The sequence below is a fragment of the Chryseobacterium sp. MA9 genome (assembly GCF_024399315.1).
GTDB lineage: Bacteria > Bacteroidota > Bacteroidia > Flavobacteriales > Weeksellaceae > Chryseobacterium.
On record NZ_CP075170.1, the window covers coordinates 1,655,298 to 1,677,125 of the forward strand.

The following is a 21,828-nucleotide window of genomic DNA, read 5'->3' on the forward strand; positions in this document are numbered from 1 at the left end:
TTCGCTTTAAGCTATTAAATAATTTTTTTAAAATTTATCTTTATATTGATTATAAAATTCTAATTGATCTATTAAAACCTCATTAATCTCTGTCCAGCCATGCTTCTCAGATAAATCAATAGCTGCTTTCCATGCATTCATATTGGGACTTCCAAAATTTACTCCATTCCAATATCCTGCACTGACTAAAGCATCCCAAGCCATAACAGGATCATTTAATTCTTCATCTATAGCTTTAGCGGCCTCTATATGCGCATCTCCATTATATGACTTTGAGGATTTAATTATTCTCTCTAATGGCAAAAATAATGGATGATCTTGCATTTTTTTTGGAAATTGATAAATTCTATCAGGATTCGCAAAACCAATTGTAGTAGTCATTTGTGAATCACTATTAGCACTAAATTCTGGTAGAATATCTAAAACATACCTCATTGCATCAAAACCATGTGCCTGAATAAAACTTTGCCAGTAAAAATTAGATTTTTTTTGTTCATTTAAGTCAAACAACGAATGTGAATAAGCCCTTTGAGATAAAGCATTATAAACTCTGATATTCCAGATGCCATAATCTTTTATTTCAAAATCTGGAAGGTAAGATTCTTTTTCCATCATCAATTGCATCAACTTAACGTATCCTCTTTGCTGTGGAGTATCATAATAATGATTCCAAAAATCCAAGTATACGTTAGGGTAAAATTCGGAAGGATTTTTTAGATATTTCAATTTATCCTCATTATGTAGATATTCTTTTAAAAACTTCAAAGAATCTAAACTATTAGTATATTCTCTAAACGGTAATGAAAGTTCCTCCAATAATTGCCAATCATCTAAAATGTATTGGATAAAGTCAGCAGTATCCAACATTCTTAACTGCCCAAAAGATAAAAAATTAGCTAAGTTATTTGAAAACAAATAATGGTCCCACCGGTTTCTTAAATAAACAGGAGAATCTAGCAAATTTTTATTTGGTGTTAATTTAATAGCATAGCTATCATACCTTTCAAAAGAAAAAGGAGCTACATACCATTGCCCTATCTCTAAGATCTTGGTATAAATTTTAACTTCTTCCTGATGACTAAATTCAACGCCTAAAATTGTATCTAATCTTTCTTTACCCTCATACAATTCTTTTAAATCCTGGTGTATTTTGTTTAGTTTCATAAATTAATTTTTTTAACAATATGATTTTCCCATATTTGTTTTGCTATTGATTCCAATTTATTTAATGCTTTTAAATGTTCAGATTTATCTCCATCTTTATCACTTTTATTAAGGGCTGTGGCTACTGTTTGTAGGCCAACAACTAAACCATCCTGATAACTTTTCATTGTGATATCATTAACATCTGATAAGATCTTTCTTTTTTCTTGCTGTAATTCTCTATTAAATTCTCTATTATTTTTACTATTTCCAGCAAATTTATCAAATAATTCTTGAATTTGATCAGTAGCATCTTTTGAAATCACATCAAACGCTCCTGCTTTATTATCTTGTGATTTTATAACAAAACTACCTTTATTTTCCTCTACAAAACTATTTATATCAATATGACCACGTTTTAATAGCAGATATGCCTCTTTAATAAAATTATCCCAATGTGATTTCCACATCTGAGCTCGTTTGGCATTCTTTACGCCATCATAACCCATAATTATAATTTGCCTATTTTCTAAAGAATACTTCTCTATATTTCTAGTAACATCTTTTTGTAGTTCTTGACTATGAACAGCCTTATCAGATTCTCTATGTGTATCTTTATGCATTAAAATTGCTGATAAGTTATTTCCGTGGCCGGGGAAATTAACCTTTATATCAGCTTCTCTTTGCAAAAGCTTATCGGCTATATCTTGAAAGTATTTATCCTTATTAGGTTCTTCTTTTTCATTTATCTTTCTTCCAATATGACCATAAAATTCCTTTATTCTATCCATAAATTTATTCTCGGGCACATGGTGTGATTCTCTATCTTTTCCTTGTAGCGGATGTTTTCCCACAACTAGTTCTCCAAAAGACTCTGCTTTAATATCAATTTTTTCGGTCTTTCCTTCAGGGTTTACTTTTCCTTCAAAATGTATTGTTTTTACATTCTCATTTTGTCCGTCAACAACCATCTTAAGAGATTTCATGTCATATTGTTCTTCTATTTCCGGTAGCTTTTTTCTTATTTTTTCGGCATCTTGAGTTTTTTTTAGCATATTCTTTGGCTGCATTCAGACCACCTCTTAAATCTTTGTCCTTTTCAGCTGTAGTACGCTGGTCTTCTGCTTTTTTTTCCTTTTTATCTTTTCCTTTCTTGCCACCAATTCCAATTTTTCCAAGCAAACCTTTAGCCTTACTCTTTACAAAAGTCCAGAACTTAGTAATAGCCTTCACAATACGCTCACGTATTTTGCGTATCACACCCACAACCTTATCTGCTAAACCGCCAATTCCGAGCAATGAAGCTAAGAAGCCAATCAGTACAGGAACAGCTTTACCTAATGCATTTTCTATGGCTTTGGCTACTGCACCTACATTTCCGCTGGCGATTGCTTTTATACTATCAGTGAAGGCTTTTACCAGTTCCATGATTTGTGCTGCACGCTGAATGAAGAATTTCACCACATCTATAATAGCCATAGCGGCTTTAATAAAGGCTCCCACCGGAGTCATTAATCCCATGATCCATTTAATCCCTGCCTGGATTACCTGTGTCTGGATGATATCCATAATGGCATCCATAACGGTTTCTTTCAGATCTGCAAACTGATCTTTCAAGTGCTCCCAAAGTCCGGCAACACCTTCTTTGCGAACAATCTGTACCATTTCAAAGCTTGTTTCAAGAACTTTCATTACAGGTTCTCCTACCACTTTAGAACCGATAGCTCTAATACCACTCCATGTCAAACCAAGCACCTGTGTTGTAATGGAGAAAATTCCTTTTAATGAGAATACATCTTCCGGCATCGTTATAGAAATACCTTTCATCGCTCCGGTTAACCAGCCGAAGAAACCGGTTTTAAGGTGGGTCCAGATATTGTTCCCGAAATTGGTAAACCCTTGTGAAACTCCGGCAATAAGGTTTTTAAAGAATCCTATTGGATCTGCGATGATTGCCTGGATTGCATCTACAACGCCAGCCAATAAATTGGTAAGTGTGTTTTTAATTTCAATGATAAAGGCAAATACCCCGCTCAATGCTCCCAATGCTTTGTTGACCCATCCGCTGTTCTGCGATTTCAATGTTTCGATTCTGGCATCAATTTCAGCCACATTTTCGGCATATTTTTTAGCGAGCACATCAATTAATACCTCCTTTTTGTTGTTTACACTTTCTTCCAGGGCGTTGAATTTACTTTGGATATCAGCAATTGCTTCTTTTCCTATCTTGCGTAAACTTGGTGATAAGCTGTTAACATATGTCTGTACGTCTTTTTTGCCTTTGGCAATTTTACCCTTAGCAGCATTAAGCTGGTTGGTAACATGGGTTGCAATATCATCAATATAGCGGTCCATGGTTTTAATATACACCTCTTTACCGCTTTTGAAATAAGCATTGACCTCTTTAGGCAATCCGGTGACTTTGTCCCAAATCCATAAACCTGCAGCCGCTAAAGCACCATAACTTTTAGCTGCATCACCATAGCGCTTCAATTTATAGGCACGCATATTTTTTTCAATATGATCTTCAAATGCTTTTTTAGCTGCTTTACTTCCTGTATCAAATTTGGATGCTACTGTTTTATCCAAACTATTTAAAATGGTATCTACCTCGTTCTTAGAGTTAAGATAAATGCTATTAATATGATCAGCAATTTCTTTACGTTTCTGACTGTCTTTTGTAGCAGTTTGTTTTTGCTCACCATGCGCATTGCCTAGCCCTCCTTTACGGGCACTGTGCATACCGGTGATATGGTGAACCGCCTGTGCCTGTGCCTGATTCTTGGTTTTAGACAATTCTTTTTCTTCTGTTTGTCTAAACTTCTGTGTGGCAGCAGTACTTTGCGTTTGAGCTTTGTTCTTTTCGTCCAAAGCATTTGTAAATGAAGGTTCGTTGGAATTGGCCAGCATATTATCAGTAACTCCATGAGCTTTCATTTCATTGTCAATACCAGCAGTTTGTTCTTGTATAGGATTTTCCACCCCTGTTGCATCTCTTTTAGAAGGCATTGCTTTGGCTACATTTGGGGTACCCGGAGCTTTTCCTACATCAGGTGTCGGCATTTTTGCAACAGAACGAACCGGCTGTGCAGCAGTATTAGGTTTTGCAGCCGTTGTGGTAGCAATATCATTTGAAGCTGCATTTTTTTCATTTTTAACATCGCCCATTGCCCTCTGATTCACCTCCTGTATATTATTGTTTTTCTCAAACTCATCAGCTGCGGCCTCATCCTTCGGAAGTTGAATGCCTTCAATTTTGGCTTTCAGTAAGGCTTTAAAATCTTCTTTACTGAATGTACCCGGTTTCTGTGCATCCATCGTGTCTACCTGACTGGCCTGTGCCATACTTTCACGCTCATTGGCTGGTGATGGTGCTGCGGCCTGTGCATCTTCCGATGATTTTTTTGCAGGTTCATGACGTTTTTGCACCTGAGCTGTAGCACTAATCCGTCCGCTCAATTCTATAAATCCGGGATTGTCTGTGGCATTTGCAGAAGTTTTAGTTTCAGCATCAGCCTCCACCGTTTTATCTGCAGTGTCTGACTGAGGTTTTTCTACAACAGCAACTTCCGGTTTCTTGGATCCGGCTTTTCCTGCCATCTTTGTACCCGCTTTTACTTCAGGATTGCTCTTACTCTCATGATAAACTACAGCTTGTTCTTGTACTGTTTTGGGCAGATAGGTTCCCGATTTGAGTTTATGATAATCTTGTATTTGATTGTCATTCAAAGTAGACATATAGCCTTTTTCAATTTTCTTGGTGTCGGGATGATTAATATCACCGGTTTTTGCCAGACTCTCCTGGAGCTTTCCATAATTTCTTTCTGATCCCTGACCATAAATGTTTCGGGAATCATGAACACCCGCAATGGTACCATTGAGGTTGAGCATACTATCATTAGGACCTCCTGATCCGGCAGTAATGCCACGATTTCCGGATTTTTGTGTTTGTATACCGGTCACATCTACCTCAGACTGAGGTACAACTACCGGATCCTTCGGCTTTTGCTTTTTGCTCTGGTTTTTATGGGCCTTATTGTCTTTTTCTACAGGTTTTGCTGCTTTCATTGACTTAGTTTTTTAGTTTCATATTGTTTTAAAAGACCTATAGGCACAACTAAAATATTGTGCCTGATAGGGTGCCTGCCGGGTTGGAAAAATCGTCCCAATTGGGGTAGATTCTTTAAGAATGTAAGTAAATAGAAATGGCATTTGACTTTGAGAAACAGGCAACACTGAACCATTTCCTTGTTTGTTCTCTTGTTTTTGAATTTTCAGGTTTTTTAAGTTTTAAACACACTCTTTTTCAGGATAAAACCTCTTTTCGAGTGATTGATTCTGTCATTACGGTAAAGACTGTTTCAGAATCTTTTTATTATTTCATATCATCTTTCTTTTCTTCTTCCTCATCAGATGATCTGTCTGTATTGCTGCCACCATATCGGTTTTCGATAAGAAGGTTCACTGCTTTATCAATCCAATTAGGCAGATTATTAGTGATCATTTTCAGGAATTTATCATAACCATATCCCAGTACAAACAGTACTCCTGTTGAATACCATTTGTCATGCAATTCTGCTCTGTTCATTAAATAGCTCATCGTAAAGCCTACGATTACTACAATTACCAATGTGATAAAATGTTCCCATGGCTGTTTTTTCTCTTTATTTTGTATGGAGACCAGTACCCTTAATAACCCTCCTGAAAATGCTATTGCAGTTCCGATTAACAGGGCTTTTATACTATCCAAATTCATTCTTTTCTTCTCTATTATTTATTAAAAATTTTAATTTTCAAACAACTTTCAGATGTTTAATTATTCCTGAGACAGGATGTACATATCATCTAAAAATTTTCTGATTTTCCGGATATTTTCGCTCTCATCCGCATAGGCCAGCTCGTCAATAATATCACTGATATCTCTGCCTGGTTTCTTTAGTTTTTCCTTATCTTTTTTCTTTTTTTTCTTTTCTTTTTTTTTCATGGCTACTAGAATTTTAATTAAATGAATAATTGATTTTTTAGTTTTTTTAAAATTGATTTCCCTTCCAATACACTAAGGCCAAACGGTTTCTTTTTAAAATTCATGTTTCATTTAAAACAATAGAACTAAAAAGCAAAAACCGTTTTTCACCTTAATATTTTACCTATAATTTAAATTTGAGAAAGATATCAGAGCAGCCCTTTAATCTGATGATGGGCTGTTAAGGATCTAGCAATAACTTTGAATCCTTTTCTATCTTTTTAGAATGAATAATTTCAAGACATGAATTATGATTACACACTATCTACAAACATTATCTTACTGATATTCACATTACAACATTATATTAAATGGTAAGGACTGAGCTTTCTTCCGTGATCATACACTATGGCTGAAGAATAATGTTATATATTGTTCTTTCAGACAGAAACAACATTTCCATCAGCTCATTGACAATCACTTTCATTTGTTTATCCTGATTACGTTTTACATAATCAATGACAAAATCTTTTCTTTTTTCGACTAATTCTTTACTACGTTTCATATTCTATGGTTAAAAGTTTTTTTGGTTAAAAAGTTTTTTCCGAATCAGACAGGCTTCCTATTTCTTACACATTGACCGTTTCATTGAGTCATAAGAAACCCTAAAGGCGAATGTTCCGCCTTTTAAAAAGATGTCTAATTCAATTATTTAATTTTGTTGTTTCAGAAGTCGGTATCAGGTATTTCCCAATAAAATCTTACCCTGACTTCTTTATTTTAAATTTCATTTGCCCTTCGGATGCATTAGCAGCTTTACTGACAACTATAATTAATCGATATTTTATATGCTGAACAGTAGTGTTATTTTACATTTTGGGGTTATTTTTTATTTTCAGGAAAAGCAAAGAGCAAAATGATTGCTTTATTTAGATGTCAATCAAAAAGCAAACGCATTTTTATCATCAATCAAACAACAACAAAACGAACAAAATTCAAATAAATTAATATAAAAAACGCACTTTTTACATTTTAAAGATTATTGAAAGTTTTTCTTATTTTAATTAACACCGGATAAAATAAAAAAGAAAAATATTTACATTTTAAATAAATTGGGTATAAAACAAACATCTAACTTTTTTAATTACAGATGATTACAAACAAAAAATAACATTTTCAAATATTAAAAAAATATTAAATTCTAAATATAATTTTGTACATTTGCATTGTTCTATCATAATGACGAAACAAATATACGAACATTGTTCGTTTTTCAAAACAAAAACGAACATTTTGTTCATTTTTTTTTACAAATAACTATAAACATATCAAAATGAACTATTTAGAATTCAAAGAAATCAGAAAGAAACTAAACATGAAGCAGGCTGATATAGCAAAATCTATAGGAGTAGGCACCAGAGCCGTGCAATATTGGGAAAAAGGCGAACGAAAGATACCGGAAACGACGGCTTATTTTGTAACCAATTTACTATTAAAGCAACAGGAACTCAATGATGACAGTGCATCTCCGGTTGTTTTTTCAGATTTGAAGATTATGCATGTTCCACTGGCGAATCAATATGCACAAGCCGGTTATCTGAGTAATTTTGCTGATGAAGAATATATAGAAAGCTTACCTACTATTCCTTTTACGGACGATGTAGAGCACCGGGGTGAATACATGTGCTTTGAAGTGAAAGGAGACAGTATGGATAACGGATCGTACGAAAGCTACCTGGAAGGTGACATTATCTTATGCAGAAACATCAGACAGGATTACTGGATGAGTAAGCTGCATTATGACAAATGGGATTTTGTAATCGTTCACAAAGAGAAAGGAATTTTGGTGAAGCGAATCGTCAACCATGATGTGGAAAGAGGAATTATCACCCTTCATTCTCTGAATGAATATTATGAAGATTTCGAAATCCATCTGAAGGATGTTGCGAAGCTTTTCAATATTATAAGTACAAGACGTAAAAACAACAGAAGATAACTGCCTGAGTGAATAAAATCCTCAATTGCTTGAGGATTTTATTGGGGCATTCCGGCCCATCATAATAAGATATTCTAACAGCTTACTTTTTCTTCAATACCTATTATTGTCGCATTTTCCGGATCTACCCGATAAATGACACTTGGGTTAAAATATGAACTTAGGAATCTTATCCATCTGATCCCACTTCTTTTGAAGCTTTCGGGTGCATTTGGTTCAAATTCTTTTATATTTGTAGGTGTTGCAAGCATACCATTAGTCAAGTAAATCAAAGTTCCTATATCTGCTGAAGAGGGTTTCAAAATTACTTTCGTCTTCCAGGCAGGGTCTGTCCCATTACAAAGAGGGTCTGGGTTCAGATCATCTATACCAGACAAGCAGTAGGCTTCTATTGCACTACTCCATTCTTTAGAATCAAACTGAACAACATCTGACCAATCCGAAATTCCATCCGGCTTACAATACTTTCTTATTCTTATATATAACTTAGTATTATCAGGAATTTTTCCATTTTTCATATCAATATTTTCAAATTGGGTGTATGCAGTATCACTAAAGCCCACTTTTGAATAAATAACGTCTGTAAAATCAGGATCTTTTGCTATCTGATATTCCAATGTTGCAAGATTGGTGGTATCATCAACCCAGTAATTCATTACGATCTGGCCATCATCCAGCACTTTTATATCATAGATTTTAGGAACATAACAAGTAGAAGAAGAGTTACACCTCCCAACGTTCAGAAAAAAATCTCTCTTAGTAACAATTTCACCTACAGCCAGTTTCACTTCCAATTCGTATGTGCCCGGAGCTTGAATATCATTTTGAATATCATTAAGCTTTATTGTATCACCAGTTGCAAGCAATTGTTTTATATCATGGGTAGGTCCCGGCGGATTTAAATAAGTCACAGTCGCCTCTGTTATTGGCAATGAAGATTCATATCCTATTTTGAATGAAACATCACATTTTGCTGCTGCCATTATATTATGTTTTTATTGTTAATATTATATTTTTATTATTATCGAAGGGGTGTTGAAATCATTCTAAAGAAAAAAACACCCCATGATATCAGATTAGGTTTAATCTCAATACACTGTTACAGTTGTTGTATCAATACTAAATGCATCACTATTAGCATCCTTAACCAGAAGCTGGAATTTATAGTTACCAGCAATTAAATCTTCAACTATCAGTTCCCCGTTAGCAGGGTCATTAATAAGCCTCACATTCGGGCCTTCTAGTTTGCTCCAGAAGTATAGAAGTACCGGCGCTCCATCACCTGATCCTTTTAGTCCAAATCTCCCTAGTGATAAAGAAAACCTCAGATCTTTCGCTCCGGCATCAGCTTTAATAATCGGCAGAGTGGCAGGACAGCAGTTTACACTACCTGATAAGTCTATCTTTTTGATCGCAACATACCAATCTCTTATCGTAATGGTTTGGGTACACTCTCCGTTACTCACCGTCACATTGATCACCGGGATATTTTTTGGATCTACATTCATCAAGGTATAACTCATATTTCCATTAGCATCCGGCTGAGAAAGCGTGTTACCATCTACACTGTAAGTATAGTTTGTAAAGCCTGACCCTGAAACGACAAAGTTTACTTTTGTTTCATTTGAATTACCTGCCGGATAATCAACAGACTTAACAGATATTCCAATGTTTGGCGTCGAAATAACCTTAATACTGCAGTTGGTTTGTTTTCCGTTTACAGTAAAGGTAATTACCTGACCGTGTAACGCAGGATTCACCAGGTTCGGATTGAAGGAATATCCCCCTGCACCGGATACAACACTAGCTTCAGCACCAGCACTAGCTGCTACAACTCCATTGTTTGGTACCACGTTAAAAGGTATAGAACCGGATTCAGAACAAATTGTACCCACCGGCAAACTTAATTGAACCGGAGCATCATACCAGTCTCTTATAGCAGTGTATTGAGAGCATCCTCCTCCAGTCACCTTCACTCCTATCACCGGAATATTTTTCGGATCCAGGTTAGAATATTTATAACTTATTTTACCATTTATAGGTTTGGGAGGAGTAAACTGTCCAGTACCCAGGAAATCCCATTCGTACATATATTCTGTAAAATATGGTCCGGAAACGTCAATGTTTATTGTGGTTTCTGTTGAACCATTACTTGGATAATCAACAGTATAATTAATATTAACTTTAGGCGGCGGAATAACCTTAATACGGCAGTTTGTGGATTTATCGTTTACAGTAAATGTAATGTATTGACCATACAAAGCAGAATTCACTGCATTTGGATTGAAGGAATAGCTCCCATTGCTGGATACAACACTGGCTTCAGCACCAGCACTGGCTTTCACAATCCCATCCGTAGGGAATAGATCAATAAAAGGTATAGAATCGGATACAGAACAAATAATATCCGTTGCTAAACTTAACCGAACCGGAGCATCGTACCAGTCTCTTATTATAACATCCTGGATACATCCGCTGCCATCTACTTTTACTCTTATTGCCGGAATATTTTTAAGATCCAGATTGAGGTATTTATAGCTCACAAATCCATTTACATCCGGCTTTATAGGAACCCAAACGTCAGTCCCAAGGAAATCCCAGCTGTACGTATAGTCTGCAAAGTTTGCTCCGGAAACTTTAATGTTTACTATTGTTGCTGTTGAATCTCCTCCAGGATAAATGACAGGTTCAACGACTTCTACTTTTACATCCGGTTCTGAAATCACCTTAATGCTGCAATCTGTAGGTTTCCCATTCACAGTAAATGTAATTTCCTGGCCATAGAACTGTTCTTCCACAGCCTTCGGATCGAAGATGTATTGTCCATTGACAAATTTCACGCCATCCCCGATACTTGCTTTCACAACTCCATTCATAGGGGATACTGTAAAAGGTATTGGGCCGGATTCAGCACAGATAACAGAAGTTGGCAAACTTAATTTGATGATCGCTTTTGGAGTACAACAGATGTATGGAAGTGAAAAGTCTGCAATAACTTTTGGATTTCTTACAGAATCATAAACCAGAATAAAAGTGCCACCACGTTTTACGCCCCGTTTATGTTCCAATCCAGAATTTTTTTCTATATATTCATTGAAATATGCTTTTGACAGATCTTTATTTCCTTTTAATTCTTCTAAAGACAAGAGCATAATATCAAATCCCAGCTGCTGCTTATCCTTGATTTCTTTTATCTGTTCAAAGGCAGCCTGGTAATCCATCCCCTGATGGCCTTCTATATTATAAAACGGATAGTTATCTATATTGAGATTTAAAGGACTTACTTGTTCGGAGTTTCCTATTAACACCCAATCAGTATCAAATGTCAGATTATTGCCGGATGACCGATTGCTTGTCTTATCAAAACTCCATGTTTTTAAAAATTCTTCTGTAACATGATAGTAAAAAGGAACTGCCTTATTGCCAAGAGGATTTAATTTTTGCGATGGAGTAATTTTAACCCGTTCTTTATTTTTAATAATAGTATCAGGATCAAAATTTCCCACTTGCTGATTAAAACGATTAATTAAGGTTTTAACTTTTTGAGTCGCTTTTTCATCATCCAAAGCAGGCGAATTATAAAACTGATGTCTTGAGAAATCCAATTGGATATCTGATATTAATTTCCCAAGCATGATGTGTTTAGGAAAAGAAACAAAATCCGGAAGGCATCTAGTAAATGCTTTAGGAAGCAATTCTACAATTTCAGAATAGGTATCCATTAAATCTTTTACAACATCGTAAGCATACTGAAAACCCGAGTCCTGATTAAAAATTCTTGTAAATGATGCTTTAAACGTATCATAATTAGCTGTTGGAATCCCTACTATTTTACCGATTGCTTCCATTCTTTCAAAAGCAACCTTCCCAAAATCAGTTTTATCCAGAGCCTTGATATATATATTTTTTAAATCAGAAGCACTCAATTTTTTGTCTGAAACAAACTGCTCTAAAATAACCCTGTTTTGCTTCACAGGTTCCATGATATCTTCTATAAACAAAGGATGAGGCTGAAGACGATCTTTTCTTTTGAGTTTAACCTCACCTGTTACGGGGTCAGGTGGAGTAAAACCATCTTCTCCAAGAATATGAGTGATCCCTCTTGCTGTAGTAACTAATACTTTAAGGTTTCTGATTTGTTGTATTCCATGATTATCACAGTCAACACCTCTACAAGGTTTAACTTCTTTTTCATAATCCTCTAAATACAGCAGCAGGTATTTGTCTTCTAAATTTGTAAGATTATTAACAGGTTGAAAATCAGATCTTGCTTCCTGAGCTGTTGCCAATTCCCATAGTTCAATCTGCTCGCTTCCTTCGTAAAAGGACGGGTATTTTATTTTAAAATTATCATATACTTTAAAATGGGTGAACTTTTTATTTTCCAGATCAACTGTCTTCAGATCGCTCATGTACAAGTCTTCACTCGTCTTGCTGGTATTACTCAGGGTTAGTAAATCTCCATCAGTTGTAATGGCGGCTCCCTGGGAAAGCTCTATGCTGTCTAACAGTCTGTTTTTATAAATAAGTTTTGGTTTGAGACCACATACAACACCTACCCCCTGCAGCAATACTCTGGACAAACGGTCCTGATCTTCGAAGGAGTCCAGAAACTCATTGAACTGATCAGGATCTTCCAGATACTGTCCTTTACTGAACTTTCGATATTGAACTGTTATATTACTTAATTGATTATTCATTATTGTTCATTTTTAATGATTTATTAAGGTCTTTTAATAAACTTCATAGACAATTCAAACTGTCTATGAAGTTATTATCTGACTATTATTTTGTCACTCCTGTACAAGGGTTTATTTTTAGGAAATTCCCGTTTGGATATCCTTTATAAATAGGAACTGTAGCGTTTGCTAAGTAGATTTCCGTATAAGCAACATCCTGGTGGCAACCAGTAGGTGGTCTGTTATTAACAGGTAAAGCACATTCAAGAGAAAACTCTACAAAACCATCCAATGATTGTGATGCCATTTGCTTAGCTTCAGCCTGAGTAATGATAATTTCATTATATCTGCTCAGCGCAGGAGTACCTTGTTTATGGTTACCTCTATCCTGATTACCTCCTGTATTACTTAAATGTATATTTCCAATAAAGCCAGGGTATGGATTGACCCCTCCTATTACAATATTATTTCCTTTTAAGTTGAAAGTAGCATCATTACAAACGTGACCTTGATCTACATCGTCTCTGTACTGAATAACCACTCTCATTCCACTTAAACATGCAATAGTGGATTGACCTTTTAATTTTAGCGGAGCTAATCTGTAAACATTACTACATCCATTAGCATTGGTTACTGTAAGTGTTGGATTGAAAGTTTTTTCCTGTCCGGCAACAAGCTTATACACATGGATTTTTTTGTTAGTTGGTGCCTCATTATGTACGATTGGAGTACCATCATCAAAATTCCAGGTAAATGTAAGACCTGTAAAGTCCCCAGAAGCATCAAATTCAACTGTCGCATCAGGGTTGTTTGCATTTTCGTCCATCGTAGGAGCATCATAACTCACAGTACCTGTAGTCACAGATATATTTGGTTGTGCATACACTACCATCTGTGCTTCCACCGGATCATCATTAACGGTAAACGTAATGGTTTGTCCAAAATAAGCTGCGTTAACTAATGCAGGATCGAAGAAGCTTTGACCTCCGGATTGTGTAACCGCAGGAATCTGAGCACCATTTACAAATGCTTTTACCTGTCCATCTACCGGAACAATTGTCATCACAATTGGAGCATCTTTCTGGCATAGTTTGTTTGCCGGTAGCGACAGGAATGCAGGATCCTTTTTAGAGCAACATAGGTAAGGCAGTGAAAAATCTGCAAGAACCTGGTTATCAGCTTCCGAGTGATAAATCAGTGCGAAAGTTCCGCCCGGTTCCACTCCAGCCACATGCTCCAGGCCTGATTTTCTTTCTAAAAATTCGCTTAACAGTTCACTTACAACATCGTCTTTTTTCGGGTCTTGCTTTACTACCGTAACTCCTTCAGCTGATCCTTCTTTTGAGAATTCAGCCTGGTTCAGCAATCTTAACTGTTCATCCAGTTTAGAGATGTTCTGTAAAGTATTTTGTGAATTGTTGGTACGGTTGCTGACATCACTGGAAATGGATATCAGCTGCTTTCTGAGCTCTTCAATAGATACTGTTTTTTCTCGGATTGGCGGCTCGCTGCCAGGTTTTTCGCCCTTTTCCAAAACCAATGCAATGACATCAAAAGCTAATCCGTATTGTGTTTTAAGATCATTGATGTTTTGCAATGCTGTTTTATAAGGCATTCCTATGTGACCTTCAATTCTATAAAAATCATTATTGTCAATATTATAATTCAGCGGATTCTGAATAAAATCTTCTCCTGCTAAATTAGCCGTATGATAACTTAAATTGTAAGCTGCCCTATCGGTTTTTGTTTTTTCAAAGTTCCATTGAGCCAATAAAGATTGATCTACATTATAGTAATACGGTATTGCTTTATTACCCAATCTCACATTCAAATTTGAAGGCGTAATTTTAATACGTCCGATATAGGATTGAAATCCATTAACTTTCTGCACAAAACGATTGGCAAGCATTACGACTCTTTCATAATTCTCGTCATCATTTGTAGTAACCGGTGAATTATAAAAACCGTGACGTAAAGGAGTATATTCTCCTAATTCCTGCTTTGCTCCAACATGCCCTAACATAAGGTGTTTAGGGAATGAGGCAATATCCGGACAGCATTCAGCATTCAGATGCAGGACCAAACCTTTTATTTCATTGTAGGTGTCAATCAAATCCTTTAGTAAATCATATCGGTACTGATAATCTTCTAAATTTGGAGAAGTGCTTGTCAGCAAAGGATTCAATTTATCAAAGAGCGTCTGCCCTCCCAGATTCATATTTACATTAAAAGCTCCCGCAATAGAAGTAAAGCCATCACTTAATTCTGCAACAGTACTGATAGCACCCTGAAATTTTGTTTTTAACTGTGGTGCTGTTTTTACAAGTGCATCCAGAATAACTCTTTTGGCTTCTATGTTGGGTAAACTGTCAAAGAGTTTTTCATATGTATTGTGCTGTTTATAGATAGCATCTTTTGCATCACCTTTTGTGATAAGCTCTGAAACAGACGCTGAATCTGCCAGAAGTACTTTAAGATTAGATACCTGCTCTGCTCCGTTATTGTCACAATCTGCATCCTGACATGGAGTCTCATCATTAGAATAACTTTCTAAATACAGAATTACAATTTTATCATTTAATGAGCTACGAATATCCATTACCTGCTTAAAATCCCCGGCATTAGCCCCTTCATTCACCAATTGCAAATACTCTTGTGTTGTAAACAACTCTAAAAGAGGAATCTGCTGTCCTCCGATATGAAAATGTTCATATCCTACAACATCAGTATAATTTCTATAGTATCTGTAATTTTTAGCCTTGAAGTCTATGATAGCCTCTGACCTTTTGCTTCCTTGCTGACGCAGTGTTATTAAGTCTCCATCTGTAGTAACCCCGGCCCCCTGTGTAATCATAATAGTATCAAGGGGAATCTCAAGATCCATATCTCCGGGTCTGGATGCTTTTTCTGTCAGAGAAGGTGAGATTTCAAGTTCTACGTACTTCGATTGAAAACCACATACTACCCCAACACCACTTAGGCGGGTTCTTGATAATCTGTCCTGATCTTCGAAATAGTCTATAAATTCGTTTAATTGCCCTTCTGTTAACGCCTGATTGTCGTTGAACTTTCTATATTGGGTTGTTACATTGTCTAATTTAGTGTTCATTATTTTTCAATTTTTTTGATAAGTTCGATTGTCCTAATATGATTTTTCCGTCCAGACTGTCGTTATCATTGGCGTCGCAGTCCAAAAGCCTTCCTGGTCGATAAATATTGTTTAAATGGCTAAGAGCGGTCAATAAATCCGTAATGCTGTTTCCAAGATTCACAATATTGTTTCTCGATTTATCTGAAAGGTATTTTTTAAATGCTGTTTCAAATTCAGCCAAATCATTCTGAGCGGTTTGTTTTTCACTCAAACGGTCTCCCACCCAGCAGATTTTTGCTAAAACATGAGCCGGAATTTCCTGTCTGATCACGGTTTCTGCATAACGTCTGAAATCAGGGTCCTGGAAACGATAAGCAAAGCCAGGAAGGACAACACTCACCCTGTAAGAGTAAGGATCAAAAACATCAGTTTCGCAACCTTCTTCACAAGAAGACATAAAGGCTTCCGAATATTCTATCGGATCTGTTGTAGGATTTTCTTCTTCAAGGTCATACATGATTCTGAAAGTACCTCCTACAGACATGCAGCCAATACCTCCCATGAGTTTATAATCCTTAGTGGTTGGCTTTAATAATAAATGTTCAACAAGGAAAATACCTTCTTCTGTAAATTCATATTTGAAATACTTCACCGTAGTTCTAATTGCTGCTATCAACTCTTCCGGCGTTGAGTAAGGATTTGTTTTTTTGTGAGTAGCAATGACATTTTTCTTATCGGTATCATCTACAATCTCAAAATAGTAATTACCTCCCAGTGAAAAACGAATGATTATATTTCCAATTAAACGGTTATGCTCAATCGGCTCTTTTAATGCATTTTCAAGGTCTTCCTCATCAATCTGAATGGTTTGGTAAATTGCTTCATTCAGGTTTTTGATTGCAATATGCTCAGTCGTATAAATATTAACAGACGACAAAACAATATTGCTGGTGGTATCTTTTATTTTCCAGGTATAAGTATTTTTACCAGCATTATCTGTTGTTTCAATAATGGATACCGGCGATTGAGATAAGTTTCTCTGGGTATAATCTTTAATTCCCAGCAAACGGGCAATTCTTTTCTGAACACCGGAAATATTACTGGTATTCCAAAGATCTGAATCTCCAATTAAGGTGTAATTATAACCTAAACCTCTGTCTTTACTTAATGATGAATACTCTTTTAAGAAGTTTTCTTTGTTGTTTAAGACAATTTCATCGGTAGATTTCCCATACAATGATTTCATTAAGAAGGTGTAGTCACTAAATGTTTCAGCAAAACGGGAGATCAAATGATCCAAAACTTCATTTCGGCGTTCCACGCTGTTATCCAGCTCTTCATATAACGAATCTGTAAGTTGATCATCATTCTCAGTATCATATTCAGAAACCAGTTCATCAAAGCCTTTAATATTCTTAAGAGCCTGTGTAAAAAAGGTTCTTTTTAACTTACCATTAATGCTTAATACTTCTTTTACTTTCTCAAGATGTTTGAAATAGCCGGCAAGGATTTGATCAAAAAATAACAAATACCCTTTCATTTGTTTAGCCAGGGCTTCTCTCTCCGGGGATGGGTTACCAATAATTCCCGATTCTCCTACTCCATAGGTATCTGGAAATTCATTCAGAATAGTAGCATAGTTCGCAATATCATATGAAGTTCCTTGAGGCAAAGCCAATTCTTTATTCTGTCTTGCATCATCTCTAAGTACTTCTTCTTCTCTTTTAAGAATTTCTAAGTAATCCTGAACTTTTTTGTCATTGATGTTTAAGGGAAGAGATCCTTTACTGTAACTGAATGAACTCAGTTCGCACAGTTCTGGTTTTCTGCCTTTTTCAATACAGATCAGCCAATCATTATTTTGTTTGATCACACTGTCACAACCTGCAATAGAAACGTCATGAATTTCTTTAACACCTTCAATTTTCATGATTTCACTGATGATATCTGAAAGACGGACTTCTCTTCTTAACTGACTGTTTTTAAGTTCTTCTGTATCAATAAAACCATTATCCAGGAGTGGACCTTCAAAAATCTGATCTGTAGTCAGACCTTTGTCCAGCATCTGTTTCAGTGAATAAAAATGAACCTCTGGAGATAGATAATTATTGATTGTTCTGATTACTTTAGCATGCACCAGTTCTTCATCTGCTTTACTGACAAGTCCGATACGGGCACATACTGCAACTTTCTGGATTTCAACTTCTTTAATTTCCGCCAGATCTTCGCAAAGTCCTCTATTAGCATGGTAACTGTCTAATATTTTGATATTGACATTAGATTTTTCACATCCGATACCATCCGCATCAATATCTTCAGCATAATCTACATAAAGATCATATAAGCCTTTTACATTAAAACTTTGTGTCTTTTCTCCGATAGGTTTAAAGTCTAAATCCCCGGTTTTACAATCGACATATAATGTTTCATTTTTAGGAACTAACCAACAGTTACGGATCGGTCTTTTAAGACTTCCGGGCATATTGATATCTATAAACAACTTTCTGTAGTCCAGTTCGTTTAAAGGTCTTGAAGGTAAAATTTCTGTAGCCTTTAAAAACTGGGTATGAATGTCTGTTTTTACATCATCAGATGCCAAGATATCTTCCATGTTCAGGTTCATCCTCATACCAAGATCCGTTATGGCATAGCTTAAAACTTCCAAAGTGGTGATACCAGGATCATGAGAATTATAATCGGTCCAGAGTTTTCCTCCTAACTTTTCTATGTATTCAATTCCTGTTTTGCGTAGAAAATGAAAATCTGTCTGATCCCCGGTTTCTATATTTTTTGATATACTAATATGTTTATTTTCTGACATGATTATGTTTCTTCTTATTTATTATTAAATACATACCTGTTCTGTAATAGTGACATTGTGCTGCTTGGCGGATACCAAAATTGATTTTGGATCTACTTCAATTAAAGATTGCCTTTGCGGGACATTGTTCACCAATATTTTAATCTCATCAATGTAATCCACATAATACAGCTGCTCCAGATAATTAACCAACTGATTAACGTTCAACTCCACATTAAAATCAATATTTTCAGAGTCTGTAAAAGCCCAAGGCGATATATATTTTTTAATATCTTCGTCCAGTTGTTTGGTATAAAATGTTTCATCATACTGCTCAAAGAACTTGACCTTTGTTTCTACTTTTGCTTCTTTATAATTGGGATTGATCACCTGAGCTTTCACATGCATTGTATTTAATTCATTTACATAATTTTGAATTTTATTCAAAGAAGCTCTGCTTACCCTCGGCTGATAGATATCAAAAGCATTTTTATTTTTAATATTCGGAACCACCATCAGGGTTACGTGGCCCGGAGCCATATATGAAGTTTCGGAAGTATGATTTAAACATTTCACCTTAAAAACTTCCGGGAATTCCTGTAATACCAAATGTTCGTAATCCCATTGTGTAATGGCTCTGTGCTTATGTCTTAATCTTTCACTCACACGTCTGTAAAACTCCGTATCTGTTTCTTTGTATTTACCATCAAACGAGTTATAAGGCTGGCTGACCGATTTTACCTGAGGAACTCTGGTGATAAGTTTAGCAATGGTTTTTGCTTCCAATCCGTTATTGAGATGAGACAGATCATTGCCCTGATTCTGGAATGTTGCTAAAACCGCCTGAGTATAGATTCCCTGGATTTTGCATACTGCATCATAACTTCTTTGTGATTTGGCTCTGATCCAGACTAATCCGTCGGTAAATCTTGTATGGCTTTTATCAATATCCTTAGGCACTTTAAACTTGACAATCCCTGATTCCAGGAACTTTCTGGTCTCGTTCTGCAGCATATAATCCGACAAACTCATCCATGTATTGTTTGAAAGGATATGCCATTCTATGAATTCTTTTTCCAGGAAAGTTTCCACTAAAGGATTTTCACTTCCTTCCAGCATTTGGATCAATAGTGACACTGTAGTTTGAGGCATTGCTTCCAGACCGATGTATAATTCACCTCCATTCTGGTGTACCGGTACAATGCTATTGGTTTCGACTTCTTTTTCATATTGGCCGAATGCATCTTCGTGATACAGCTGTACTTCTTTATTTTTTGAAGCTTCCCCGGCAGATTCTCTTTTCAGGTATGAATATGCATTTTCTTTCGCACTGTAATTCAGCTCTATATCTTCAGCAAAAGGAATATATGGCTCGTTGGGAATAAGTTTTTTAAAGGTCGGATTACTTGATAATGCCAATGTATATAGTTTAGGATATACATCCTGTAATGAAGACTGATTCAGTGTTAATCTGATCGTCTCACTTGTTCCCGCCTCATTACTTGCATTATTTACAGAAAACTGGATTTTATAAGCGCCTTTTACTTTACTGAATACATCAATATCATTGGCTTTGTCATACCAGATTTCCTTATCCAGCAAGGCAACATCTGCTTTAAAATAAGCGTCAGAACCTACGATTGAGGAGTTTTTTAAGGATTCAAAATCGGTTAAACTGATATTTTGATTAGGCTGAATAACATATCCGCTGTATAAATCTTTTATAGAATCCGGAGCATTTTTCCAGTTGATTGTAATGTCTGCATTTTGCCATTTTTTGGAAAACATTTCAGGACATTTGATGTAGAAATTAGATCCTTTAACAGGCTGTGCGGTGAAAGGATAATAAGGCTTTTCTGAATTTAATGTCCCGTTATCATTTTCTATCTGAATTGATTTTATTCCTTTTACATCAACCGCTATTTCTATGTTTTTTATTAGTTTTTCCGAAAGAGCTTCATAAATATCGTAGTATTTTTCTCCTTCAATCATCAATCTTATAACAGGAAAGCTGGTTTGAAATGTTTCCGAAAGTACTTCTTTATTGTATTTTACAACGGCTGAGAAATCTTTAGATAATGTAAAAGAAAGTTCTAGTCTTCCTTCTTCGTTTTTAATACATTTCAAAACAACACCTGATAGCCATTCTTTCTCCCCACTACAAAGCACTTTGATATTATTTTCAATATCTGTTTTTGAAAGATTCTGTAATTTCTGGGTTGAGTTCTTATTAAAATCAATCTTAAGAGTGACTGTACGTTCTCCTTCTTTTAAATCAAATAATGAGGATGCTATGGAAAACCCCAGTTTGGCTTTTGGAAGTTCCTTATAAATAGATTTATTGGAAACGGTTTCATCAGAATTATATCCAAACGGCCACCAATAGTTGCTGTCTTCCGGTAATTTATCACCCAATCCATCAGCAGAGTTGGCTACCGAAGCCATTTTCAGTTCTCTTTTTTCAACATCATTTAAGAAGCTTTTGATCTCAACTACTTTTGCCTGATTGGCCACAAGTTCATCACCTGTTTTGTAGATTCGTTTTTTTCCATCAACGTCTTTATTCCCATCCAGCAATGTACCGGCTGGAATTCTTTCCTGAATCGCTTTTTTGGCAAGTTCAAAAATCACATAGACTTTGTCTGATTTGGCATCATTTTTCTCAATTTGAAGAATTTCGTTATAATAGAAATCCAGGTGTCTTTTCGTCAGATTATTGAAGGCTTTTTTTGAGAAATCTAATAATTTTAAAAAGCAAACAAATAATGTCAGGTGAGGGGTCAGACTGCTATCCTGTTCAAACTGGGACATAAGATCTGTAACCTGTTTTTTCATACTTTTATACTCAACGCTTTCTCTACGTGGAATAGCCTTGGCATCATCACCCAGGAAGAAGTTTCCCCAGTTTCCTTTTGGTGTTGTATTATCATCTTTGTCAAAATAGTTTACACGTTGAGCAAAATTGTTTGCGAATAATAGCCAGTCAAACAAATCGAAATCGTGTAACTCAAGATTCCCAGGATCTAATTCTGCTAAAAAGCGCTGCATTTGTGATTTTCCTTCACGATAATGTGAAAATGTATCTGTTTTTTTCATTTGTTTATATTTATCTTTCTATGGTCAGATGCAATACTTATTGTAGTGTTTGGTAGTATT

At 35.7% G+C, this 21,828-nt stretch carries 12 protein-coding genes; 1 reads left to right on the forward strand and 11 read right to left on the reverse strand.

Annotation, left to right across the window (positions count from 1 at the left end; translation table 11 throughout):
- Positions 1-27: 27 nt before the first annotated feature.
- The 6 genes from KIK00_RS07550 to KIK00_RS07575 form a co-directional block, all read right to left on the reverse strand.
- Complete coding sequence (locus KIK00_RS07550) at positions 28-1,164, reverse strand: hypothetical protein (RefSeq protein ID WP_255815941.1); 1,137 nt, start codon at positions 1,162-1,164, stop codon at positions 28-30.
- Positions 1,161-2,213 carry a hypothetical protein gene (locus tag KIK00_RS07555; protein ID WP_255815942.1) on the reverse strand — a complete coding sequence of 351 codons (1,053 nt, stop codon included), beginning with the start codon at positions 2,211-2,213 and terminating at the stop codon, positions 1,161-1,163. Before KIK00_RS07555 ends, KIK00_RS07550 begins: the two co-directional genes overlap by 4 nt.
- A complete protein-coding gene (locus tag KIK00_RS07560) occupies positions 2,131-5,211 on the reverse strand; it encodes a hypothetical protein (RefSeq protein ID WP_255815943.1) in 3,081 nt (1,026 codons plus the stop codon). Before KIK00_RS07560 ends, KIK00_RS07555 begins: the two co-directional genes overlap by 83 nt.
- A 307-nt stretch (positions 5,212-5,518) precedes the next feature.
- Positions 5,519-5,899 (reverse strand): hypothetical protein, encoded by a 381-nt coding sequence (locus tag KIK00_RS07565; RefSeq protein WP_255815944.1) that lies wholly within the window; start codon positions 5,897-5,899, stop codon positions 5,519-5,521.
- A gap of 60 nt (positions 5,900-5,959) precedes the next feature.
- Positions 5,960-6,127, reverse strand: a complete 168-nt coding sequence (locus KIK00_RS07570; protein WP_156118455.1) for a hypothetical protein — start codon at positions 6,125-6,127, stop codon at positions 5,960-5,962.
- Between the two features lie 385 nt (positions 6,128-6,512).
- Positions 6,513-6,671: a hypothetical protein gene (locus KIK00_RS07575; protein ID WP_156106583.1), complete on the reverse strand. Its 159-nt coding sequence runs from the start codon at positions 6,669-6,671 to the stop codon at positions 6,513-6,515.
- Between the two features lie 768 nt (positions 6,672-7,439).
- On the opposite strand from KIK00_RS07575, the gene KIK00_RS07580 reads away from it, so the two are divergent.
- A complete protein-coding gene (locus KIK00_RS07580) occupies positions 7,440-8,102 on the forward strand; it encodes a S24 family peptidase (RefSeq protein ID WP_255815945.1) in 663 nt (220 codons plus the stop codon).
- 74 nt (positions 8,103-8,176) lie between these two features.
- Here the strand turns inward: KIK00_RS07580 and KIK00_RS07585 are convergent, their stop codons facing one another.
- The 5 genes from KIK00_RS07585 to KIK00_RS07605 all read right to left on the reverse strand — a co-directional run bounded on the left by KIK00_RS07585 (position 8,177) and on the right by KIK00_RS07605 (position 21,768).
- Entirely contained in the window at positions 8,177-9,085 is a 909-nt protein-coding gene (locus KIK00_RS07585) for a hypothetical protein (protein WP_255815946.1), read from the reverse strand.
- Between the two features lie 105 nt (positions 9,086-9,190).
- Positions 9,191-12,802 carry a hypothetical protein gene (locus KIK00_RS07590; protein WP_255815947.1) on the reverse strand — a complete coding sequence of 1,204 codons (3,612 nt, stop codon included), beginning with the start codon at positions 12,800-12,802 and terminating at the stop codon, positions 9,191-9,193.
- 85 nt (positions 12,803-12,887) lie between these two features.
- On the reverse strand, positions 12,888-15,890 hold the full coding sequence (locus KIK00_RS07595; RefSeq protein ID WP_255815948.1) for a PKD domain-containing protein: 3,003 nt from the start codon (positions 15,888-15,890) through the stop codon (positions 12,888-12,890).
- The gene (locus tag KIK00_RS07600) at positions 15,880-18,693 is read right to left on the reverse strand and encodes a hypothetical protein (protein WP_255815949.1); all 2,814 of its coding nucleotides are present in this window, start codon (positions 18,691-18,693) and stop codon (positions 15,880-15,882) included. Before KIK00_RS07600 ends, KIK00_RS07595 begins: the two co-directional genes overlap by 11 nt.
- A gap of 24 nt (positions 18,694-18,717) precedes the next feature.
- The gene (locus tag KIK00_RS07605) at positions 18,718-21,768 is read right to left on the reverse strand and encodes a baseplate J/gp47 family protein (RefSeq protein WP_255815950.1); all 3,051 of its coding nucleotides are present in this window, start codon (positions 21,766-21,768) and stop codon (positions 18,718-18,720) included.
- Positions 21,769-21,828: the final 60 nt, after the last annotated feature.

Excerpts from the sequence above, each read along its gene's own strand:
- KIK00_RS07550 (WP_255815941.1), bottom strand. The coding sequence starts at position 1,164 with ATGAAACTAAACAAAATACACCAGGATTTAAAAGAATTGTATGAGGGT.
- KIK00_RS07555 (WP_255815942.1), bottom strand. The coding sequence starts at position 2,213 with ATGCAGCCAAAGAATATGCTAAAAAAAACTCAAGATGCCGAAAAAATA.
- KIK00_RS07560 (WP_255815943.1), bottom strand. The coding sequence starts at position 5,211 with ATGAAAGCAGCAAAACCTGTAGAAAAAGACAATAAGGCCCATAAAAAC.
- KIK00_RS07565 (WP_255815944.1), bottom strand. The coding sequence starts at position 5,899 with ATGAATTTGGATAGTATAAAAGCCCTGTTAATCGGAACTGCAATAGCA.
- KIK00_RS07570 (WP_156118455.1), bottom strand. The coding sequence starts at position 6,127 with ATGAAAAAAAAAGAAAAGAAAAAAAAGAAAAAAGATAAGGAAAAACTA.
- KIK00_RS07575 (WP_156106583.1), bottom strand. The coding sequence starts at position 6,671 with ATGAAACGTAGTAAAGAATTAGTCGAAAAAAGAAAAGATTTTGTCATT.
- KIK00_RS07580 (WP_255815945.1), top strand. The coding sequence starts at position 7,440 with ATGAACTATTTAGAATTCAAAGAAATCAGAAAGAAACTAAACATGAAG.
- KIK00_RS07585 (WP_255815946.1), bottom strand. The coding sequence starts at position 9,085 with ATGGCAGCAGCAAAATGTGATGTTTCATTCAAAATAGGATATGAATCT.
- KIK00_RS07590 (WP_255815947.1), bottom strand. The coding sequence starts at position 12,802 with ATGAATAATCAATTAAGTAATATAACAGTTCAATATCGAAAGTTCAGT.
- KIK00_RS07595 (WP_255815948.1), bottom strand. The coding sequence starts at position 15,890 with ATGAACACTAAATTAGACAATGTAACAACCCAATATAGAAAGTTCAAC.
- KIK00_RS07600 (WP_255815949.1), bottom strand. The coding sequence starts at position 18,693 with ATGTCAGAAAATAAACATATTAGTATATCAAAAAATATAGAAACCGGG.
- KIK00_RS07605 (WP_255815950.1), bottom strand. The coding sequence starts at position 21,768 with ATGAAAAAAACAGATACATTTTCACATTATCGTGAAGGAAAATCACAA.